This window comes from Mycoplasma sp. 5912 (genome assembly GCF_054353835.1).
In genome coordinates this window covers 79,173-101,986 of sequence record NZ_JBTHHI010000002.1, presented here as the reverse complement: position 1 = coordinate 101,986, position 22,814 = coordinate 79,173, and the positions used below count along the sequence as shown (strand labels likewise).

11 protein-coding genes are annotated in these 22,814 nt (G+C 28.2%); 6 read left to right on the top strand and 5 right to left on the bottom strand.

Going from position 1 to position 22,814, the window contains the following annotated elements:
- Nucleotide 1 precedes the first annotated feature (1 nt).
- Nucleotides 2-583 carry a diadenylate cyclase gene (locus ACXYRP_RS00990; RefSeq protein ID WP_458614522.1) on the bottom strand — a complete coding sequence of 194 codons (582 nt, stop codon included), beginning with the start codon at nucleotides 581-583 and terminating at the stop codon, nucleotides 2-4.
- Between the two features lie 9 nt (nucleotides 584-592).
- Nucleotides 593-814, bottom strand: coding sequence for a hypothetical protein (locus ACXYRP_RS00985; RefSeq protein WP_458597448.1), 222 nt, complete (start codon nucleotides 812-814; stop codon nucleotides 593-595).
- 315 nt (nucleotides 815-1,129) lie between these two features.
- On the opposite strand from ACXYRP_RS00985, the gene ACXYRP_RS00980 reads away from it, so the two are divergent.
- The 5 genes from ACXYRP_RS00980 (at nucleotide 1,130) to ACXYRP_RS00960 (ending at nucleotide 6,826) form a co-directional block, all read left to right on the top strand.
- On the top strand, nucleotides 1,130-2,338 hold the full coding sequence (locus tag ACXYRP_RS00980) for a hypothetical protein (protein WP_458615033.1): 1,209 nt from the start codon (nucleotides 1,130-1,132) through the stop codon (nucleotides 2,336-2,338).
- Nucleotides 2,325-3,296: a DHH family phosphoesterase gene (locus ACXYRP_RS00975; RefSeq protein ID WP_458615032.1), complete on the top strand. Its 972-nt coding sequence runs from the start codon at nucleotides 2,325-2,327 to the stop codon at nucleotides 3,294-3,296. The genes ACXYRP_RS00980 and ACXYRP_RS00975 overlap by 14 nt, the downstream gene beginning before the upstream one ends.
- Nucleotides 3,287-4,261 carry a DHH family phosphoesterase gene (locus ACXYRP_RS00970; RefSeq protein WP_458615031.1) on the top strand — a complete coding sequence of 325 codons (975 nt, stop codon included), beginning with the start codon at nucleotides 3,287-3,289 and terminating at the stop codon, nucleotides 4,259-4,261. Before ACXYRP_RS00975 ends, ACXYRP_RS00970 begins: the two co-directional genes overlap by 10 nt.
- A 73-nt stretch (nucleotides 4,262-4,334) precedes the next feature.
- Nucleotides 4,335-6,320: an excinuclease ABC subunit UvrB gene (uvrB, locus tag ACXYRP_RS00965; protein ID WP_458607238.1), complete on the top strand. Its 1,986-nt coding sequence runs from the start codon at nucleotides 4,335-4,337 to the stop codon at nucleotides 6,318-6,320.
- A complete protein-coding gene (locus ACXYRP_RS00960) occupies nucleotides 6,320-6,826 on the top strand; it encodes a hypothetical protein (RefSeq protein WP_458607237.1) in 507 nt (168 codons plus the stop codon). Before uvrB ends, ACXYRP_RS00960 begins: the two co-directional genes overlap by 1 nt.
- A 13-nt stretch (nucleotides 6,827-6,839) precedes the next feature.
- Here the strand turns inward: ACXYRP_RS00960 and ACXYRP_RS00955 are convergent, their stop codons facing one another.
- The 3 genes from ACXYRP_RS00955 to trpS are packed head-to-tail and all read right to left on the bottom strand — an operon-like array spanning nucleotide 6,840 to nucleotide 10,030.
- On the bottom strand, nucleotides 6,840-7,289 hold the full coding sequence (locus tag ACXYRP_RS00955; protein WP_458597440.1) for a hypothetical protein: 450 nt from the start codon (nucleotides 7,287-7,289) through the stop codon (nucleotides 6,840-6,842).
- A complete protein-coding gene (gene thrS, locus ACXYRP_RS00950; protein ID WP_458615030.1) occupies nucleotides 7,282-9,030 on the bottom strand; it encodes a threonine--tRNA ligase in 1,749 nt (582 codons plus the stop codon). Before thrS ends, ACXYRP_RS00955 begins: the two co-directional genes overlap by 8 nt.
- The gene (gene trpS, locus ACXYRP_RS00945; RefSeq protein ID WP_458615029.1) at nucleotides 9,017-10,030 is read right to left on the bottom strand and encodes a tryptophan--tRNA ligase; all 1,014 of its coding nucleotides are present in this window, start codon (nucleotides 10,028-10,030) and stop codon (nucleotides 9,017-9,019) included. Before trpS ends, thrS begins: the two co-directional genes overlap by 14 nt.
- A 361-nt stretch (nucleotides 10,031-10,391) precedes the next feature.
- Here trpS and ACXYRP_RS00940 point away from each other — a divergent pair, with 361 nt between their 5' ends.
- On the top strand, nucleotides 10,392-22,811 hold the full coding sequence (locus ACXYRP_RS00940; RefSeq protein ID WP_458615028.1) for a beta-N-acetylglucosaminidase domain-containing protein: 12,420 nt from the start codon (nucleotides 10,392-10,394) through the stop codon (nucleotides 22,809-22,811).
- Nucleotides 22,812-22,814 lie beyond the last annotated feature (3 nt).

Genomic DNA, 22,814 nt, shown 5'->3' with positions numbered 1-22,814 from the left:
ATTACTCCTTAAGATAGTTAATCAATTGTTCTTGAAATTCATTCATTTTAATTATTTCAATGCTACTACGTTTCATAAATCTTATCGAACCATTTTCTTCAGAAACAACAATTGTAACTGCATCAGATTGTTCAGAAATACCAATTGCAGCACGATGACGCGAACCGTAATCTGCACTTACTGATTTACTTGTAATTTTATAAAATGTAGCAGCATAATATATCCGATTTTCACGTATTACTACTGCCCCATCATGTAAAGGAGATTCTTTGTTAAAAATTGAAATAAGCAGAGAACTAGAAATATTTGCATCTAAAACAACACCATCAGTTCTCAAATTATCAATATTTTCTGTGTTCTCAATGGTAATTAATGCACCTATTTTATGTTTTGATAAATATTCAACTGTTTCTCGCAACTGATTGATTAAACGGATTTGACTACTTTTACCGAGTTTATCATATTTATTCTTTTTTAATTTTGAACTAAAAAATGTGTGTATGGTAGGTCATAAAATTATTATTATAATTACAGTTAATAAAATTAAAATAATTATTAATAATACTAAAATTGCATCATCCAAGATAACTTCCTATAAGGTTTTACCGATAAAGAATGCTATTAATAATAAACCAATAATCAAAATTAAAACTAAAAATGAGATAAATAAGTTTTTTGTTAAATCACGTTTAATTCAAGGGAGTTGTTTTTGTTGTTCTTTATAGATTTGTTTTTGTTGTTTCTGTTTTGCTTTTGCTATTGCATATGCAATTTCTTCTTGTCTAAATTGCACAAATTTATCTTTTTTATCCATAAATCCCCCTAATTTTTATAATCATATAGTTTTATAATTATATATTTTTTTCTTTCTTTTGTTATTAAAAAATAAGCGAAAATAGTCACCTTAGATAATAACTTGCTATATATTATGTTGGAATGACATATATAAATATATATCAAAACTTATCAAAGTATAATTAATAATTAAATAACAAAAAGGAAAATTTAGCAGAAGTTATATAAATTTCACAGTTAATAAGATATAAGTACTAGAAGTATTCATATTCTAGTTTGTTAATTTAGACAAATTCTTAATTAAAAAAACCAAAAAATGATAGAATTAATATATATGTTTAAAAAGAAATTTAAACTGCTTTTATGATTTTCACTCCCATCAATTTTTTTAACTACTGTTTCATGTAGTTCGATTAGTGTTGATTCTGAACTAAAGGATTTTCATAATTTTTATCTTAATACAAGAAAAGAAAATAATCCGAGATATAAATATTTACTTGCCTTAGTTGCCTATTTTGATAATTCTTTTAAGCAAACATTTGAGCAATTAAGACAAGGAAGCGGAGAAGTTGCAGCAAAAGATTTAACAAAATTTGCAGCATCGATACAGGCAAAACATAAATTATTTAATCTTTTAAAGAACGAATTATCTATAATCCCACTAGAGAAAATAAATGATTCAAAACAAGGTATTGCTTCATTAACTTTTTTAGAAAAATATAAGTTTATACACGGAGAAAACGAGAATCGTTTTCGTTCTTTAAAAGACACAACCAATGATTTTTTATATCTTGGGGATTTTAATTTATTATCACAAGGATTATTGTATAATCATTTTATATATATAAATTCACAATATTTTCCAAGAGATATTAATTCTGATATATATATTTTTTATAATCAATTCCAAGGTTTTATCGCACTTGCAGACCAAGGAAAAAAGAATTTATTTTATAATTTAGCAAAGGATGTAAATTCTAATAATCACCTTGATAAAAGATTGCAAAAATATCAGCAATTGATTAATCAAAATGTTAAAGAAAAATCTAATGTGACTAATATACAGTCAAATTGAGAAAAACTGTTAAAAGTTCAAAAAGAACTTATAGCATATTTTGGACCATTTTTTGATGATATGAGACAAATATTCCAGGCAATTGATACATCGTTTTTTAAAACATTATCATTTGAACCGATTTTGGATGAATCAGATTTTCTAAAAATAAAAAATTATTTTAACTTTTTAACTACATTTTCAGATGTGTATTATATAACTATGAGTGATTTAATGCTTTTAAAACAGGATATAAATGATAAAATTAATAACTTGATTTTAAATATGCAAAATTCAGATGTTTTTAATAACACCGAATTAAATAAATTTAAAAACAACTTAAATAATCTATCGAATGAACAAATTTATAAGAAATTATTAAATATATTTAATGATGGATATAATACTAATGAATTTAAAAAACAGATGATGCAGAAAATAAATAATTACATAAAAAAGCACAGTAAGGAGTTATATGAAGATAGGTAATTCAAAAGTAGCAATTGATGCAATTAATAAATATGAAAATATAATTATTTTTCACCATATTCGTCCTGATGGTGACTGTTTAGGTTCTCAATTTGGTTTAAAAGAACTTATTAAAACAAACTTTCCAAATAAAAAAGTTTATACGGTAGGTGATAATGTAGGCGTTTTTGATTTTATGAACTATGATTTTGATAAAATTGAAGACATCGATTTTAACAATTCATTAGCAATAGTTGTTGATGCATCAAGTGGAGATCGGATTCAGTGTGCTGAACTTTTATATCAAAAATTAACTACTGCAAGATTAAGAATTGATCATCATCCAAATGAAGCAGATATTGATTATGAATATAATTGAATTGATGAGCATTATGTAGCGGCTGCTGAGATGATTGCGCAATTAGCTTATGATACAGGTTGAAAAGTATCAAAGAGTGCATCAGAACATATTTATTTAGGTATTAATACAGATTCAGGACGCTTTTTATTTCCTGACACATCGCAGCGAACATATCAACTTGTAGCATTTTTAATGCAAAATGGGTTCCATCCACAAAACATTTTGAGACAACTAAGTAAGAGAAGTTTAAAAGATATAAAAATAATTGGTAAAATTCTTTCAGAATTCAAACAATCAAACAGAGTTTTATATTATGAAATCAAACAAGATTTTTTAAATGAATTTGAAATCAATTCCTTACAGGCAGCATTATATGTCAATGAGTTAGCAAATATTGAAAATAATTTATGTTGAGCATTATTTATCCAACTTGAAGATGGTAGAATACGTGGTAGATTACGTTCAAGTGGACCGTTAGTAAATGTTGTTGCAAACAAATATAATGGTGGTGGACACGATAATGCAGCAGGAATTACATTAGAAAACTGAAGCCAAGTTAATGATGTTTTAAAGGACTTGAATCAAAGCATAAGTGATTGAGAGGAAAAATGCGAGTAGGTAATTTAACAGATATTAAAAATGCAATTGAAAAATATGATAATATAGTTATTTTTCATCACATTCGTCCCGATGGAGATTGTCTAGGTTCACAATTTGCACTAAAAGAGTTAATTCAAGATAACTTCCCACATAAGATGGTTTATGCAATTGGTGACCATCAAGATGCTTTTAAGTTTATGAATTTTGAACACGATTTGATCCCTAATGATGAAATCTTGGCAAAATCACTTGGGATTGTTGTGGATGCTAATTTCAAAGAGAGAATTGAATTTAGTGATGTTTTAGATAAAAACTTGTTTGCTCAAGTTATTAGGATAGATCACCATCCTAATGAAGATGATTTAGCGGAAAATGCTATTAGATGGGTTGATTCAACATATGTAGCCGCTGATGAAATGGTAACTGAATTAGCAGTTGAAAGCAATTGAAAAATAACACCAAAGGCTGCTAATTATTTATATTTAGGGATTTATACCGATTCAGGACGCTTTTTATATAATAACACTTGTGCAAGGACTTTTAATTTAGTTGCACATTTATATCAAGCAGGATTAGATGCAGATTTTATTCATAAGAATTTATCTCAAACAACCTTGGAAGACTTAAAATTTAATGCCTGATTGATGTCTACTTTAAAAACTCGCGAAGGGGTAGCATACATTCAAAATGACTTGCTTACCACAAAAAAATATGGAAAAACTTCTCAAGGTTCATTGCGTGTAAATTCGATTGCGAATATCAAAGGGTTTCCGATTTGAGTGCAATTTTTAGAAGAAGAAGATGGTAGGGTGCGTGTTGAATTTCGTTCAAATGGTCCAATAGTTCGTAATGTAGCCTTAAAATGAGGCGGTGGTGGTCATGAACGCGCCGCTGGTTGCATTATTGATAGTTTTGATCAAGTTGAATTAGTGATTGATGATTGTGCTTATGAAGTTGAAAGATATACAAGTGAGCAAGAATAGCAAAAAAGTGCATTTTTATGCATTTTTTCTATGCTAATTATAGTTTTTAGCAAATGTGATATAATAAAATCATATGAGTATCTTCAAATTAAATGCACAGTATCAACCATCTGGTGATCAACCACAGGCTATATCATTTCTTGTGAACGGCATAAACAAGCACCATAAACATCAAGTGCTTCACGGTGTCACTGGTTCTGGAAAAACCTTTACAATAGCAAATGTGATTAAAGAGTTTGATAAACCTGTTTTAGTTTTATCGCACAATAAAACCTTAGCTAGTCAACTTTATTCTGAATTAAAAAACTTCTTTCCTGATAATGCTGTTGAATACTATATATCATATTTTGATTACTTTAGACCTGAAGCTTACAAACCTAATACAGATACTTATATAGAAAAAGATTCGCGTACAAATGAGCAAATTGAAGTAATGCGATTGAGTTCAATAAACTCATTGATTACTCGCAAAGATGTAATTGTAGTAGCATCAGTTAGTGCGATTTATGGTGCATTAAATCCAGATGTATACCGCGAATCTTTTTATCGTTTCTATGTAGGATTGCAAATAAGCAAAAAAGATTTTATTTATAAACTTATTAAAATTTTATACAACCGAAACGATGTTGAAGCAAAGCCTGGTGAATTTTCTGTTAAAGGTGATGAAGTTATCATCAGACCATCAGATAATGAAGAAGTTGCTGTGCGAGTTAGTTTTTTTGATGACATTATTGAAGAAATAGCTATTATTCATGCTTTAAATAAACATGTAATTGAAAAAAAGAAAATCTTTGTGCTAGTTCCCGGAGATGCTTATGCAACCGATGATAGCATATATGATCAAATTATCCCTAAAATCCGTTCTGAATTACATCAACGGCTTGCTGACTTTTATAAAGAAAACAAACTGCTGGAAGCGCAAAGACTGAATCAAAGAATTAGCAATGATTTAGATGAGTTATCTGAATTTAAGATGTGCAAAGGGATAGAAAATTATTCAATGTATTTAGATGGTAGAACTTTTGGTGAGCGACCATACACACTTTTAGATTATTTCCCCCCTGAATCGTTGGTTTTCATCGATGAATCGCATATGTCTATTCCACAACTTAATGCAATGTATAAAGGGGATCATTCGCGAAAGCAAACCTTGGTAGATTATGGTTTTAGACTTCCATCTGCATTAGAAAATCGCCCTTTGAAGTTTGAAGAAACTGAAAATAATTTTGATTTTTTTAAAATCTATATTTCAGCAACTCCTGCTGAATACGAGCTAAATAAGGCACAAAATAATGTAACTAAGATGTTTATTAGACCAACAGGTTTAACTGACCCAGAGGTGGTGATTAAATCCACCGTAAACCAAATTCAGGACATTCATGATACTATTATTCAGCAACGACAAAGTGGTGGTAAAACTGTTGTAATTACTATTACTAAAGAAAGTTCAGAAAAGATTACGGAATATCTTATTTCACTTGGTATAAAGGCGGCATATATTCATTCGGAATTCAATACCTTTGAACGAAACGAACTGATTCGTAAATTACGTATCGGACAAATCGAGGTTTTAATCGGAATTAACTTACTACGTGAAGGAATTGATATTCCAGAAGTATCAAAAGTTTTAATTTTAGATGCTGGTTCACAAGGTTTTATGCGAACTGCCTCATCATTAATCCAAATTATCGGACGCGCATCACGGAATGCAAATGGACAGGCTGTTTTATATACGGATAATATTACCGAAGCAATCCAAATTACTTTGGATGACAACAAGTTAAAAAGACAAAAACAACTTGAATATAATAAAATTCATAATATAACTCCTAAAACAATCACAAAAGCAATACCACCTTCTATTTATGCTGACGGGATGCAAGGAGCAATAGATTTAATTTTAAGAAAGAAAAAACAAACCAAAGAAAATCAATTTGCTAAAAAAGATGATGTGATTAAAGAATTAAGAAAACAAATGGAAGCAGCAGCAAAGCAACAAGATTATGAGCGTGCTATTCAGTTGCGAGATATGATGTTTGAGCTGCAAAAAGGAGAATAATGTATACATATCAAGATATTTTAGATGACATTGATGTCATCCAAATCCGCTCTGTGGATGTTGTTTCAGTATACAATGCTTTTTTAAAAGTGTTTGCTATCGAAGTTGATAAAAATAATCCAGTTTATCACGAAGTAACTTGAAATAATTACCGTTCAAATGCAGGTTTTTCAAAACCGTTATATCGTTTCATTTTTTATATGTTTTATTATTTGAAAGACTTTAATTATATTGGTAAAAATCTCACAAGAGAACAAGCATTCGTAAAGATAAAAGAGTTGTTTGAACTCGATGCTACCTTTGAGTATCAAGCAAATTCACAAGCAGAAAACATTCTAGAGCAAGCAAAACAGATTTTTAGACTTGCTTATGTTGATGGTTCAACAAAAGATTTGTTAGTGCTAGTAGAAGAATTTGATATATTAAAGGATACTGATAAAAAACAAGCATTAAAGAAGATTTATTTTGATTTTGAACCATTTAATGGGTGTGATATCCCAGATTAAAAACATCGTAATATTACGATGTTTTCTTTTGTTTATTCAAGTATTTATTACGAAGTTTTTCAATGTTTTTAGGATTTATATAATAAGAAGCTAAAAAGTAAAATAAAACATAAATAAAGAATACAGGAATAGTATCATATTGGTATAACGATCACTGCAAATCCTTATTTTCATTATAAGCACTTGGAACTCATGCTATTGTTAGAGAAAGACCTAAAACCATAACTAAATACTGAAAATGATATGCTTTATATTTTTTATAAAAAATAAGTAAAAATACAGGAATTAAGGTAAAAATAGTTACCAATGTAGAAAGTACAATTAATGCTCATCCTGGAACGACAAAATTAGTTATTATCCTTCAAGGAACCACTTTACCACTAAAAATAACTATAAAAATAATTATTGCAACAAAATAAATGTTAAAACCTAATACTCATCAATTACGAGTCTTTTTATTCACGGTTTTCCTTTAGTTTAAAAAGCATTTGCATAAATTCTTTTAAACCTATTGTAATAGTTTGTTCGCTTGCATAAGCACGATAAGAAATTTGGTTGGTGATTCTTTCTTTTTCACCTACTATTACTTGGAATTTCGATTTAGACATTTGTGCTTCGCGTACTTTTTTAGCTAATCTTTCATCTCTTAAATCTACTTTTGATCTGATGAAGTTAGCAAAAAGTTTATCATTTATATCTTTTGCATATTCAATGTCATCATTATGGTTTGTTGCAGGGATTACAGTAACTTGCTTAGGTGCCAGTCAAAAAGGTAAAACTCCTTTTGTTTGCTCGATTAAAATAGCAACAAATCTTTCATAGGTTCCGATTAAACCACGGTGAATTAAAACAGGTCTTTCTTCTTGATTGTTTGAATTAGTAAATGTGATATCAAAACGTTGTGGTAGTAAAAAGTCTAATTGTAAGGTAGAAACTGTTATTTCGTGTCCTAGTGCTGTAAAAATTTGAATATCCATTTTTGGTCCATAAAAAGCAGCCTCACCAACTTTTTCGACATAATTTACACCTAAATCATTGAGCACATCCCGTAATTGTGCTTCTGCTTCATCTCACATGTGATCATCATTATAATATTTTTGAGTATCAGTTTTATCACGAAGTGATAATGAAACATAACTAATTTGGATTTTAAATGCTTGTAATGTTTCTTTAATCAATGAATACATTGCCTTAAATTCTGATGCTATTTGATCTTTTCTTACAAAAAGATGTCCTTCAGTAAGTAGCATTCCACGAACTCTTTCTAATCCTGTTAAAGCACCTGATTTTTCATAACGATAAAGTTGTGATTGTTCACTATAACGAATTGGTAAATCGCGATATGAGCGTTTTTCACTGCTATAGCATATGATATGATGTGGACAAGTCATCGGACGAGCAATAAGTTGCTCATTTTCATCCATATTAATAGGTTTAAACATATCATCTTGGTAGTGTTCTAAATGACCAGAAATTTGGTAAAGTTGTTTTTCTCCAAAATGTGGTGTTAAAACTTCGGTAAATCCATATTTTCGATCATTTTGTAATACTAAATTTCTTATTTCATTATGAATATACATTCCATCTTCCAATCAAAATGGTAATCCTTGTCCACCGAGTTTATTAAACATAAATAACTTTAATTCTTTACCTATTTTACGGTGATCTCTTTCCTTGCGATCTTGTAAAAGGGCTAAATAATCACTAAGTTGTTCAGCATTTTCTCACGATGTACCATAAATTCTAGTGAGCTGGATGTTATCGGAATTACCTCTTCAATATGCACCAGCAAGGTTTAAAAGTTTAAAATGTTTGATATTTTTAGTATTTTCAATATGTCCACCAGCACAAAGATCCACAAAAATAGTTTCATTATTTTGTGGGTCCTTTAATGCATAAAAAGTAATATCTTTTCCTGCTGTTTTTAATTCATTATATAATTCTTTTTTATATGGTTTATCGATAAAATCATATTCATCAATAGATACTTGCTGCATAATTAAATTTCTTGCTGCAAGCTTTTTCATCATTTTTTCAACTTTAGCTAATTGTGTATCTGAAAAAGGTTCAAAAAATTCAAAATCATAATAAAAACCTTCATCAGTTGCAGGACCAAAACCTAATTTAGTATTTGGATATAATTTTAAAATTGCTGCTGCTAATAGATGCGATGTAGTGTGGTTTAAATGTTTATCTGCTTTCATCGTTTTCTCCGTTAAATCCCATATTTTGCATTAGTTTGTTTATGATTGGTTTTGCTATTTCTTTAGCTTGAATTGCTCCTTGCTCTGCTACTAAATCAACTTTCAACAAAGCATCGTGATAATTTGCTTGAATTTTAATTAATAGATTTTTCACATCTAAAGCCACAGCAGATTTAAATTCTTTGTAATTTGCATTTTCAAACATTTTTGCACTTTCTTGTAAAGTAATGTTATTTAATGCTGCATGGATGTTTAATAAGTTTAATATCCCAGGTTTGTCATCAGAAATATATACTTTGTTTTCTGAATCAGTTACCGCTTTTAGAATTTTATTATAAGCACTTTGTGGGTTTTCAAGTAGGTAAATAATACCTTTATCACTTTCACTTTCAGATTTAGACATTTTTACATTAGGATTACTTAAGGATTTAATTCTTGCACCAACTTTTGCGACATATGCATTAGGGATTTTAAAATTCATTTTATAGTTTTTATTAAGTCTTTCAGCGATTTTGCGTGTTAGTTCAAGATGTTGTGTTTGATCTTCACCAATGGGAACCAAATCAGGATTATAAAGCAAAATATCGGCAGCCATTAACGTCGGATACATTAAAAGTCCTGATGGGATTTTTTCAGTACCATTACCTTGTTTAAGTTTTTGTGACTTATCTTTAAATTGTGTCATACGAGATAGTTCTCCAATTGTGGTTTTAGAAGTACAAAGTCATTGCAATAAGGTGTGTTCATAAACATCTGATTGATAAAATATAATTGTTTTATCAGCATTTAATCCACATGCTAAATACATCGCAATAATACTTTTTCGTGCTTGTCGTAGTTCTTTTGGATCGACTCTACCGGTTGTTAAAGCATGTAAATCCGCAACAAAAACGAGTGATTGAAATTCATTTTGTAGATTAATAAAATTTTTTATTGCACCAATATAGTTTCCTAATGTTAAATTACCTGTTGGTTTAATCCCGCTTAAAAATCGCTTCATCATTCTCCTGAAATAATATTATATTTTATATGTTTTAAATAAAAAGTTGATTATATTGTAAATTTTCTTAGCTTAAAATCTTATTTTTAAATGAAGAAATTTAATAATTATTTATCTATAAAAAAGTATAAAAATACAAAAATATTTAACTAGTTTTTATGATAAAAGTTGATATTTTTTTCATAAAAAATTAATTTTTTTGTTCTTATTATATAAATAAATTAAAAATTGTATCTTATGAATTTAAATTATTATATAATATTACATATTATATACAATGAAAATTTTGATAATAATTAAACACCTTAATTTAACCAGAAAATAATTTTGGTGTTTTAATTATCTAACAAAGAGGTAATTAATGCGATTAAAGAAATCTAAACTTGTTTTAACAGCAACAGCTGCTGCGGCAGTAGGATTAACTATATCTGCTACTAGTGCAACAAATCAACAACCAAATAATTCAAGCAATCATAAAATATATCAAATTTATCCGACTGTTAAATCTATAACATATGCAGATAATAAAAAATATTTATTATCTAAAGAAGTTAATTTAGTTTTTGAAAAAGGAATTGATGAGGCAGTTAAATCAAGAATTAAAGAAGCTTTACAAATAAGAAATTTAACTGTTACAGAAAGTCATTCATTTGAAGATAGTGATGGTAAAACAAACATTTTAGTTGGAACAACCGACAACACCGATACATATATTGATAAAAAAGCAAGTTTATTAGGGCTTGATTTTAATGCATCTTTGAAATCACGTAATGATTCATATATTTTATCTTCAAAACATAATTACATTACTTTGTTAGCAAAAAACAACACAGCAGCATTTTACGGTGCTACAACTTTTTGACATATTCTTAATCAACTTGATGGCGATCAAATCGAGACATTTAATATTCAAGATTATTCAGATGTAAAACTTCGTGGAGTGTTTAGCTATAATAACGGAACCCCTTGAGATTTGAATGCAAAAATAGATTTTATGAAATGAGGTAGTTATTATAAACTTAACTCATATCTATATTTTGATAAAGATGATCAAAAAACAAGAGATCAATGAAAAACAGAATATACATCTGATGAACTTACAAATAAATTTTCAAAGTTAATCCAAGAATCCAAGAAAACTAAAATAAATTTAGTTTATATGCTTGATCCTTTTGATTCAAATGATAAAATAACAGTTGCTAATTACGATGAAAATTTATCAAAGATTAAAACTAAATTTGAACAACTTATTACAGCAGGGATAAGAAAATTTGGTTTATTTGCAGAAAACCAACCCTTTTCTGAAAATACTTCGCAACAAGTACATTATGAAACAAAAATACTAAATGATTTAATTACTTGATTAAAAGAAAAACAACAAATTACGAGTGACTTAAGTACTAATTTAATTTATGCACCTGCTAATAGAAATACAACTATAACATCAAACTCTTATGCTAATTTTACTTCTGAAGTTGAAATAATTAATTCAGCAACTGGCACTTATGCAGGGGTTCATAATACATCTTTAACAACATTTAAAACTACAACCAACAAAACCCCTGTTGCATGAGTTAATTGACCAAATAATTCAGATGCACCTGCACAACTGATATTAGGTGGTTATAAAGAATTTTTTGGAACTGATGTAACAGCAGACAACTTGCAAGGTGTATTAATTAATCCGATGCAACAAGCACAAGCATCAAAAATTGCTGCATTTGCTGCTGCGAATTTTGGATGAAAGATCTGAAGAAATGATACTGAAATAAATAATATTTATCAAGCAGCATTTTCTAACGCACTTAATAAAAGCAATATTTTTGATATTGAAACTCAATCATACTTAAAACTTGCTAAACATATTAAAAAACCAGATATTAGTAATTATCCAAGTATTGATGAGTCTGAAGAAATCCAAACTAAAATAGATGCTTTTAAAACAAATTTAGCATCGAATCATTTTGATAAAATAAAAGCAGAAGCATTGATTACAGATTTTCATGATTTTGAAAAAGCAGCAAGTATTCTTAAAACATCACAAAATGCTGAATTTAACAAGGAAATGTCGGTTTATCTTGATACATTTATAAATCTTTCACAAACAGCAAAAGCGCTGCTTTTATCAGTAATTAAAAAGCAGGAAAATAGCAGCAATGACTTTATCAGTTATTATAATCGTGGAATAGAATTACTTAATGAGTTAAAAACAACTCATAAAATCACCTACAATGGACAATCATATGATGCTATTGTTGGTAGTTCACATTTGATGCCATTTTTAGATTGATTAGTTTCTTGATTGAAACCAAGAATTGAATCATCACTTTTTATCCCGCCTATAAAATTGACACAAACATTTATAACTAATTTGCAACGTCAAGATAGTCTGGGTAAAGGCGGAACCGACACAGTTTTTTACAAAGGAAACCCGTATCAAGTTATTTTAAAAAATAGTAGTGGACAATTACATCAAAATGATTATTTTGGTGTTGAATTTAATCAACCAATCACCCTTAAATCATTACAAGTGAAATATTTAGGACTGCGTGAAGATTACTTTATAAATGCAAAAGTTCAATATCAAACATCTACAAATAGCAGTTGAACCGATGTAAATGGTTGAAATGTTAATGTTACATCTGCAAATCAATATAATCCGATTGTTTTAAATAATCAAAATATAGCAAATGTAACAAAAGTAAGATTAATAAACAATGATACTACTCCTAGACAAAAATGAGTTCGTTTACAAGAATTCGTTATTAATTCAGGTGAATTAACATCAAATAAAACATGAGAAAGATATTCACATGTTAGTTATAATGCTGATAATACTACTAATTTAATGTATCTTGTTTATCAAAACAAAAGCACTGATAAAATGTTTGATGATTTAGATTCAACAGGTGCTGCATTTACCAAGGTGGTTCAAGGTAAACAAGGAAGCAGTGATGTTAATGTTGGTGCAAACATTCCAAGGGATGCTACAGTAGGTTTTAGTTTAGATAAAAAGCAATGAGTTTCACATATTTATATCAACCAATCATTCGATTCTGCAACTGATTTACCACAAGATGCAATCATCGAATATAAAGATGAAGATGAAAAAGATACCAGCAGACAATGAAAACAATTTGGTTCAACTCATTTAAAATGAGGTGAAAATTCAACAGTTGTAACAGGATATGCACATGCAAAAGATTTTAGAATTAAAAACACATCAGAGGTTCAGCATTGATGACGTATAGATGAAATAAGAGTATTTTTAACTAATAATGATAGATACAACTATACTACTGCTGATATTAATCGTTTGTTAATACACGATAATAAAGGTCCTAATTTAATGTTTGATGGTGATGATCACACATTCGCTTGATTAAAAGCGACATCAACAGGTGGTTCATTAAGTCAAAATGATGGTTTTGATATTAATTTTTCAAATCCAAAAAATCTTAAATCAATTCGTCTGTTATATAAATATGTCAATGATCAAAATCCAGGAGCAGGAGATCGCACCAGCCAAATAAGTATAGAAAAGAAAATCAATAATGTTTATATTCCTTGAAAAACATATGATTTATCTGGTGATGATATTACAATTAATATTTCAAAAGCAGATAATTTTGGAACCGTTACAGGACTTCGTTTAAGAACCTTAAAAGCAGAAAATTTTGGATTTAATATTAATACCATTGCATTCACAGAAAATAAACAAGACAGTACTGATTATGTTTATAGTGAAAATGCAGCAGTTAATGATTTGCTTGCTAAATATGATGGATACGATACATTTGAGTTATACCATCAAAAAAGTCCTGAAGAAAAGCAAGATATTACCTTAAAAGCAAACGAGAGAATCGGTTTAGATTTAAGTAAAATTCAAAATATTCAGACATTTAATAAAGAATATGACAATTCAACCGCTAATTCTAATGCATTAAAATTACAATATTCTGATAATGGTTATGAATGAGTTGATGCTGCATCAGATACTATTGCTGCAAACACTAAAGCCCGCTATATTGCTTTATTTAACTCAGGAAGTTCGGATTTAACTTTAAGTTTTAAAAAGATAACTGTTACAGTAGAAAACCTTGCTTTAAATCCAAAATTTGATTCAACAGATATCACACAAAATCCACAAACAGAACGAAATAATGAACTAGATGGTTCGGTTTTTACATACGATCAATTTGGTCCAAATATTAATGCAAATAATTATATTATTTACGATTTAGGTCGTCAAACAGATATAAAATCTCTACGTTTATATACTCAAGATGATACATCTGATTATCCAAGGGATATGGATGTACAAGTTTCATCTGATAAAAGTTCTTGACACACTGTTTTTAGTATCGGAGATACTACTACCGATGCTGATTCAACAACAATATTAAAAAATGTCGCTACTGGTTCTTACGATTCTAAATATGCTGTGAATCCTAAACTTATCAATGACCATCGTTATCCAGGGTTTAAATATTGAGGAAACGATTCGATTTCAAATCAAAAAGCTAGATATATCAAGATTTTAATAAAAGCTAATTATCCAAGCAATAAAAAACTTAAAATCAATGAAATAGTCGTAAATCATAATAAAATCCAACAACCTAACTATACTAGTAACTATTTTTTAGGAACTAAATATGAACCAACCGATGATAGTAAATTAGATTTTCTTCATGATAAGGATTTAAGTACTTATTATCAACCAAAACAAGAAAACGGTGAATTAATTTATACCATCGATGATAAGTCACTTATTAATAAACATTTACGTATTTTAACCATTGAAAGTAATTCGCTTGCAAAGGTATATTATCGTAAAGAAAATGAAACAAACACCTTCCATCTCTTAGGAACATTAACTAACAACCTTAATGAATTTATCCTACCTCAAAATCAAAAAGTTGTGCAAATTAAAATTGCTTGAGAAACTAAAAGACCTAAGATACTAGAAGTTTATGACTTTGATCCAGTGCAAGTTGCATCGGTATCTACAGATAAAACAGCTTTACAAAATGAAGTTAATAAAGTTGATCCGAGTGATTATAATTTATGAACTGAAGCATCTAGAAATGAATTTTTACATTGAAAAACTACTGCTACTAATGCTTTAAAACAAATTACCGAAGCAAATCAAAGTAAAGATCAATCATATACACAAGCAAGTTTAGATGCTATTAAAGATGCATTAATTTATGCAAGAGATCACTATAATAAAAAGGTTGATCTTACTTTAGTGCAACACGAAATTACCAATAAAGCATTAAATAACCCGATTGTATATACATCTGAATCATATCAAGAATATGAAAATAAAATATCAAGTGTGCAAAGTCAAATTACACACCCAGAAAATCTAAGTCAACACCAAGTTGATGCATTTTATCGTGATATTTTAAATAAAAAAGCAGCATTAATAAAACAAACTTGATTAACTGATTTGAATAAACAAAATGAATTGATAAAGAAGATTAAAGAAGAATTGGCAAAATTAGAAGATATCCCTGAGTTAGTTAAGTTACATAATAAATTTGATGAATTTGCAGATACAAATGTCTTACAATCTTTATATAATGAAATTAATGCTCAATATACAAGAGAAAATAATCAGAAGACACAACTAAAACAACAAATTGAACATAATAAAACATTATTTGAAGATCCTGAACATATTAATACATTAACTGAAAAATTACCTAAAACAACTTTATTATATAGTCTACAGCATCTTAAAACTCAATCTGATGAGATGTTAGCTCAAGAACAGAGAGAAAAAACTGATTTACAAACACAAATAAAAGATCTTTTAAGTCATTTTTATGATAGCGAAAACTCAAAACCATTATCAGAAGAATTAAAAACAACAACTAATTTAGTGCAACTTCGCTCTTTAAAAACCAAAGTAGAGCAGCAAAAACAAATCGATGAACAAGAAAATAATTTAAGAACTTTAATCAGACAAAATATTACTAACCTAGAAGATTTTTCAAATTTAATTTTATATAATGAAAAAACCTTAAAGAAAACTCGTGGTGTGTCGGCACTTGAAAAAATGTATACTAATTCATCTGCTGCTGTAAATAATGAAAGTCATTTAAAACAAGAGTTAAAAGTTCAAATAGATGAAAAAATTAGACAACTTACCAAACAAGAAAACATTACTTTATATACTGATAAATTTAATAAGTTAAAAACCACTGATAACCTTAACTTCTTTATCGGATTAGAAAAGAAAATTCAAGAAACTATTGAACAAGAACAAAAAGAAAAGCTAAAAGCACAAATTAATGCTGTTTTAACAAATTTAGAACTAGAAACTCATAAAAATGAAATTAATACAGGCTTAACTAGTTCAGATACTGTTGCAGCACTAGAGCAATTATTACAAAAAGCTAATGAATTTAAAACTAGTGAAGATAATCAAAAAGCTCAACTTCGTTCAGATATAACTCATACAGCAGGTTTATTGGAAATTCAAAATAACCAAGATACCATTAATAATTCTTTACCTACTTCACAAACAATTGCACAATTGCAAAGTTTAAAAATACAAGCTGATAATCTAAAAGCACAAGAAGATGCTAAAAAAGTAGCATTAAATACTGAATTAGATAATTTAGTTTCAAGATTACAACTTGATAATCATATCAATCCTATTACTAATCAAAGACAAAATGCAACTATTCCTACATTAGAAACACTAAAACAAACTGCTGAACAATATCTTCGTGACGAAGAGCAACAAACTCAACAATTAAAAAATGATATTGATGTTTTAATTGATCAATTAGGAAAAGATTCAAACAAGGAATTAATTAGAAATAATTTATCATCTACTTCTCAAATTAATGCTCTTGAAAACTTGAAAACACAAGCAGAAAATTTAGTTAATACAGAAAAAACTGAATTAAGAAACCAAATTAATTCAACACTTGCATTATTAGAATTACAAAATCATAAATCAGATGTTCAAAATGAATTGAATAATGCTGATTTATCTGTTGCTCAGTTAACTGCATTAAAAAACAAAGCACAAGGATTTTTAAATAATGAAAATCTACAAAAAGCACTTTTAACTAATCAAATTCAAGCAATTAAATCTAAATTAGAGCAAACAAACCATATCCAAGAAGTTGATAATGATTTAAATTCATCACATACTATTAATTCTTTAGAAACACTTAAAACTAAGATAAATAACTTTAAACAAGAAGAAGATAATCTAAAATCCGATTTAAAGAAACAAATTCTTAATGTAATCACTAAATTAACTTACTCAGAAAATCAAAGTAATTTTCAAAATAAACTTAATACCACTAGCAGCATTGCTAATTTACAAACTTTATTAAATGATGTAAATTCTGCTGTTGCAACTGAAGCTGAAGAACTCGCTTTAAAAGCACAAATTAAGCAAGTTGTAGCGACTTTAGAAGATCCGACAAACAAAAATCAAAGCAAATATCAAAATAAAGCAATCGATGATCTACGCGGCAGATCAACAATTGAAAGTATTTTACAGCAAGCACAAGAAGCGAAAGCTTCCGAAATACATCGTCGCGATCAAGCAAATAATAATATTAAAAAACTACTTGCTAATATGCATAATCGAAAGATTGCTGATGAGCAAGAAGCAAAATATCATCCGATAACTGATTTATTAAAACTCGAAGAATTTAATAACCAATTAATTGAAATTGCAGATGAAGATCAAAAACGTTATGATATTACACAACTACTTAATTCGCTTCAAGATTATAATAATGTTGTCAAATATAATGACAAGTTATTAGCAGCAACTCAAAAAGTCGGACTTGATCAATTAAAAATAAAAGTTCAAGCTGCAGTGGATAGCGAAGAAAATGCTCGTGCCACATACACTTCTACAAAACTTCCTAACTTACTAGCACAAATTCAAGATGTAAATAAACATTCTTATTTAGATGCTAAGTTGCAAAAACTTAAGAATTTATATAATACCAAGAATTTAAATGTTAACTCTGTTTATGCATTAGAATCAGAGATGAATGATCAAATAGCAGCAGAAAATCACGAAAAACAAGACACTGAAAACAAAATAAGAAGCATTCTTTCAAAATTAGAGAAATCTGAAAATCAAAGCTTTGTTAATGAGTTTTTAAATAATTTATCAAGCAAAAACTTAAATGATTATCGCAATTTTTTACCTCAGGTAGAAGCTCGCTTAGATGCTGAAAATGCCGAAAAAGCACAACTTCGTAGCGAAATAGAGCAAAGTGTATCGCAACTTGATTTATCAGAGCATCAATTACAAGTTAATAATATGTATAATCAAAATAGCACAATTGAACAACTTAATAATGCTAAAAATCAAGCACAACTTCTAATAAATAAAGAAACACAAGAAAAACCTGAATTGAGAGCAGAGATTGCTAAACTTAAAAATCAACTTGAAGATCCTGAAAATCAAAATCAAGTTGATACTGATTTAGCAAACACATCTAATAATTTAATTAAATTAAGAGAAACCAAAAGTGCTACTGAACAAAGAATAAAAGATGAGACATTCGAAAAGAATTCATTAACAAACCAAATTGATCAGTTATATAACAAGTTAGAATTAGATAATAACCGTCAAGAAATAGAAAACAAAAAAACAACTGATACAAAACTTCCACACATGCGTGTTTTAAGAGAAAGAGCACAAGAACTTTTAGATCAAGAACACGCTAAAAAAGAACAATTAAAGCAAGAAATAAAAGATAAAATTAATCATTTAATGTATCCTGATAATCAATTATCAAATCGTGCATCATTAGCAAATTCAAACACCATTGCTGAATTAGAAAAACTAAGCAAACATATTGATGCAGTTAAGGCAGAAGAAGAACGACTTGAATCGGTGCGTGCAAAAGCACTAGAAGAGGCAAAAAAACTTGAGGACCCGATTAATCGTTCATTGTTAAGTGATGATTTTATTAAAACTACACAGCCAAAAGATCTCGATGAGTTATTTGTTAATGTTAAATCACAAGTTGCAAAAGAAGAACAAGAAAAAGAGCGGCTAAAAGCAAAGATTAAAGAAGATTATGATAAATTAACAAATGCAACAGAAAAGCAAAAGTTGAAAGCAAAAATGGATTCGGCTAAAAAACTTGTTGAATTGCGTAATTTAGACAAAGAAGTTTATGCACAATTTGCTGAAGAAACATTACAACAACACTTAATTTCTGAAATTAAAACAATTGAAGTTCCAAAACTTAATGATCAAAATACTATAAATAGCATTTATGATCAATTAAACGAATATAAAAATTCAACTAGTTTGAAAATACTCTTAGATCAAGTTAAACAGGAAATAAAAGAAGAAGCAGCACAAAAAGAAGCTCTTAAAAAAGAAATAGAAGAAAAAATAAAGAAATTACAAGATAAAAACAATTTAGATACTTATAAACACCAATTTGATTATGCTAAGAAAACAAATAATTTAAACGATTTTAGAGCATTAAAAACTGATCTTGATCAAGCATTGCAACAAGAAGAACAAATGCGTCAGCAGTTATCAAATAATATTGATACACTTGCTAACCAACTTAAAGATGCAACTAATAAAACGACTATAACAACCAAAAAACCCAATGTTACATCTGATTTAAATAAATTGCGTGAATTAAATAACGAAGCACAAGATTTAATTAAAAAAGAAGATGAAGAAAAGGATAAGTTACACAAGGAAATAATAGATGAGTTGTTAAAATTCCATGATTTTAATAATGCGATTAATTTAGCATTAAAACGTAAGAATACAACTGAGTTAAATGCTTTAAGAGCATTGAAAACCCAGGTAGATAATGCTAAAGCAGAAGATCAAAAAGAGTATGATTTAAGAGAAAAAATCAAAAAGATTGTTGAATCACTAGAAGACTTTGATCATATTAGTAAATATAATATGGATGTTTTATCGCGAACAAACGGACAAAGCAACTTACAACAATTATTAAATAAAGTAACAGCAGCTCAAACTAAGGAGAATTCAGAAAAAGAAAAATATAAAAATAACATAAAGACTAATTTAACAAAATTAGAAGATCCTGATAATATCAAGAGCTTCAATGATTTAAATACAAAAGTTGAAAAAAATCCTAATTTAAATAGTTATTTTGGTTTAGATTATAAAATAGATCAAGCATTAAAAACTGAAGAGACTGAAAGAAAACAGTTAAAAGCAAAAATTAATGAGATTTTAGCAAAATTGCAAGATCAAGGTAATATCAAGAAAGTTAAAGATAAATTGCAAACTGCTACCACTTTAACCCAACTTCGTGAATTATTAAAAGAAACAGATAATATGTATGCTGAAGAAACACATGAAAAACAAAAACTTCAAGATCACATTGAAACTGTATTAAGTAAGTTAAGATTATTTGATCAAATTGCTACATTAAACACTGAATATCGCAGCATTAAAAACTCTAAGGAATTAAATGATTTAAGATCGTTTAAAACCAAAATTGATGCTGAATCAGCAGTTGAAGAAAGTGAATTTAGCAAGTTATTTGGACAAACAGCAGACAAAATTGCTAAATTACACGATTTTGACACCTTTGTCAAATGAACTCATAAATTAAATCAAAATACACATATTGATTCGTTGCATGCTCTTAATAAAGCCTTAGTTGATGTTATCAACGAAGATACAATTAAGTTTAACATCCGTGAAGAAATTAAAGAAAAATTACCACACTTAGAAGAAGCGCAGCATATTATTAAATTAAATGCTAAACGATTGTTTACAACTACCAGTAAGATAGATTTACAAAACTTCTTAGATGAATTAAATACAGCACTTGCACAGGAAGCAGCAGAAAAAGCAAGAATTAAAGCACAGATTGATTCACAATTAGCAAAGCTAGAAGATTCGCAAAATATACAAACATATACAGAAAAATATGCTAATTCGCAAAACAGCGATTTACTCATAAATTACACTCCACTTAGTGCTAAACTTTCTGATGTTTTAAAACAAGAAGAACAAGAAAGAGAGCAATTACGAATTAAAATTACATCATTATATCCACAATTAGAAGACTTTAATCATATAGTTGTTTATAATGAAAACAATTTATTGAAACTAACTAATTTAAATGATTTAAGAGAGTATTATACAGATACCTCTAATGCTTTACAAAGTGAAAAACAACGAAAAACAGAATTAAAAACCTTAATTGAAAATAAACTAAGAGGTTTAGAAGATAACTATAACATTATTTTATATAACAAAAAATACCATCACAGCAACCAAATCAATCAACTTAACTACTATGAAGCATTGTATGCAAAAATTTCTGAAGTATATGATTCTGAACACAGTGAAGTTCGTTTGTTAAAAGAACAAATCAGTGATTTATTAAATTCATTAGAAGACTTTGAGCATATTTTTACCTATAATACCAAGAATTTCGCTAACATCGATAATCTAGAAGATCTAAGAGTTTATAAAGCAAAAGTTGCAGCAGCAAAACATAGTGAAGATGTGCAAAAGGAAAATCTAAGAAAACAAATTGCTGCTAAGGTTGCTTTATTAGAAGAACCAAAAAACATCAAAATATATTCTGATAAGTTTTATAAAACAACAAATTTAAATTCTTTAATCGCTTTAAATGATAAATTAGATGAAATATTAAGCAAAGAATCGGTTGAAAAGACAAAATTACAAACTCAGATTCATAACTATATGCCACTTTTAGAAAACCTTGATCACATCAGTTTATATAATGAAGTAAGTCTTTTGAAAGCAAACAGCATACCAAAATTAAGAGTATTCTTAGCAGATGTTACAGATGCATATACATCCGAATCAGAACGTAAAGAATCGTTAAAAGAATTAATCCCAAATATGCTAAAAAAACTTACTACACCTGCATATATTAAAACATATACAAGTTTATATAATAAAATCGAGAATTTAAATGACTATGAAGCTTTATATCGTTTGCTTAACATCGCTCTAAGCATCGAATCCGATGAAATAATTTCATTAACAAATCAAATAAAATCAACTGTTAAACAACTTGAGCAACCGCAAAATATTGTTAAATATGATAATAATGAATATGTAGAAATTAAAAATGTTATCGATTTAAGAAAATATAAAAATGAAGTAGTTCAAGCAAAAGCATCAGAAGATAAATTAAAAAATGAATATCGTTCTAAAATCGAAGAAAGTATTAGTAAATTAAGTGATCACAAAAACATTGATACATATACAGACAAACTGGATTCAACATCTTATTTAGATTCATACCAAAAGTTATATGATGATGTCTTAGAAACCTTAAAACAAGAAGCAAGTGAAAAATCAGTTTTAAATAAAGCATTAGAAGATGTTGCTGCAAGATTACAAGCAGTTACTCATATTTCTGAATTAAATTCAGTAAAATACGATGCAAATGATTTAGATACATTAAGAGAAAAACTCTCATATGCAAATAATGCATATCAAACAGAAACACAACGTAAATCATACTTACAAACTTTAATAGAAAGCAAGTTTGATAAACTTAAACCAACAAATGAAGTAGCAGCATTAAAAGAACAATTTAATTCCAATGATAATTTAAATGGTTATGAGTTAATTAATAGCAAACTAGATTCATTGATTGATTCTCAATCAATTGTTTCAGCAAAACTAAAACCATATATCCCCCTTGCAAGTATTTTGACCTTAGGACTTATTTGAATTATCATCCTTGTTGTTTTAAGACACAGAAGAAGAAAACAAACTAGCTAATGC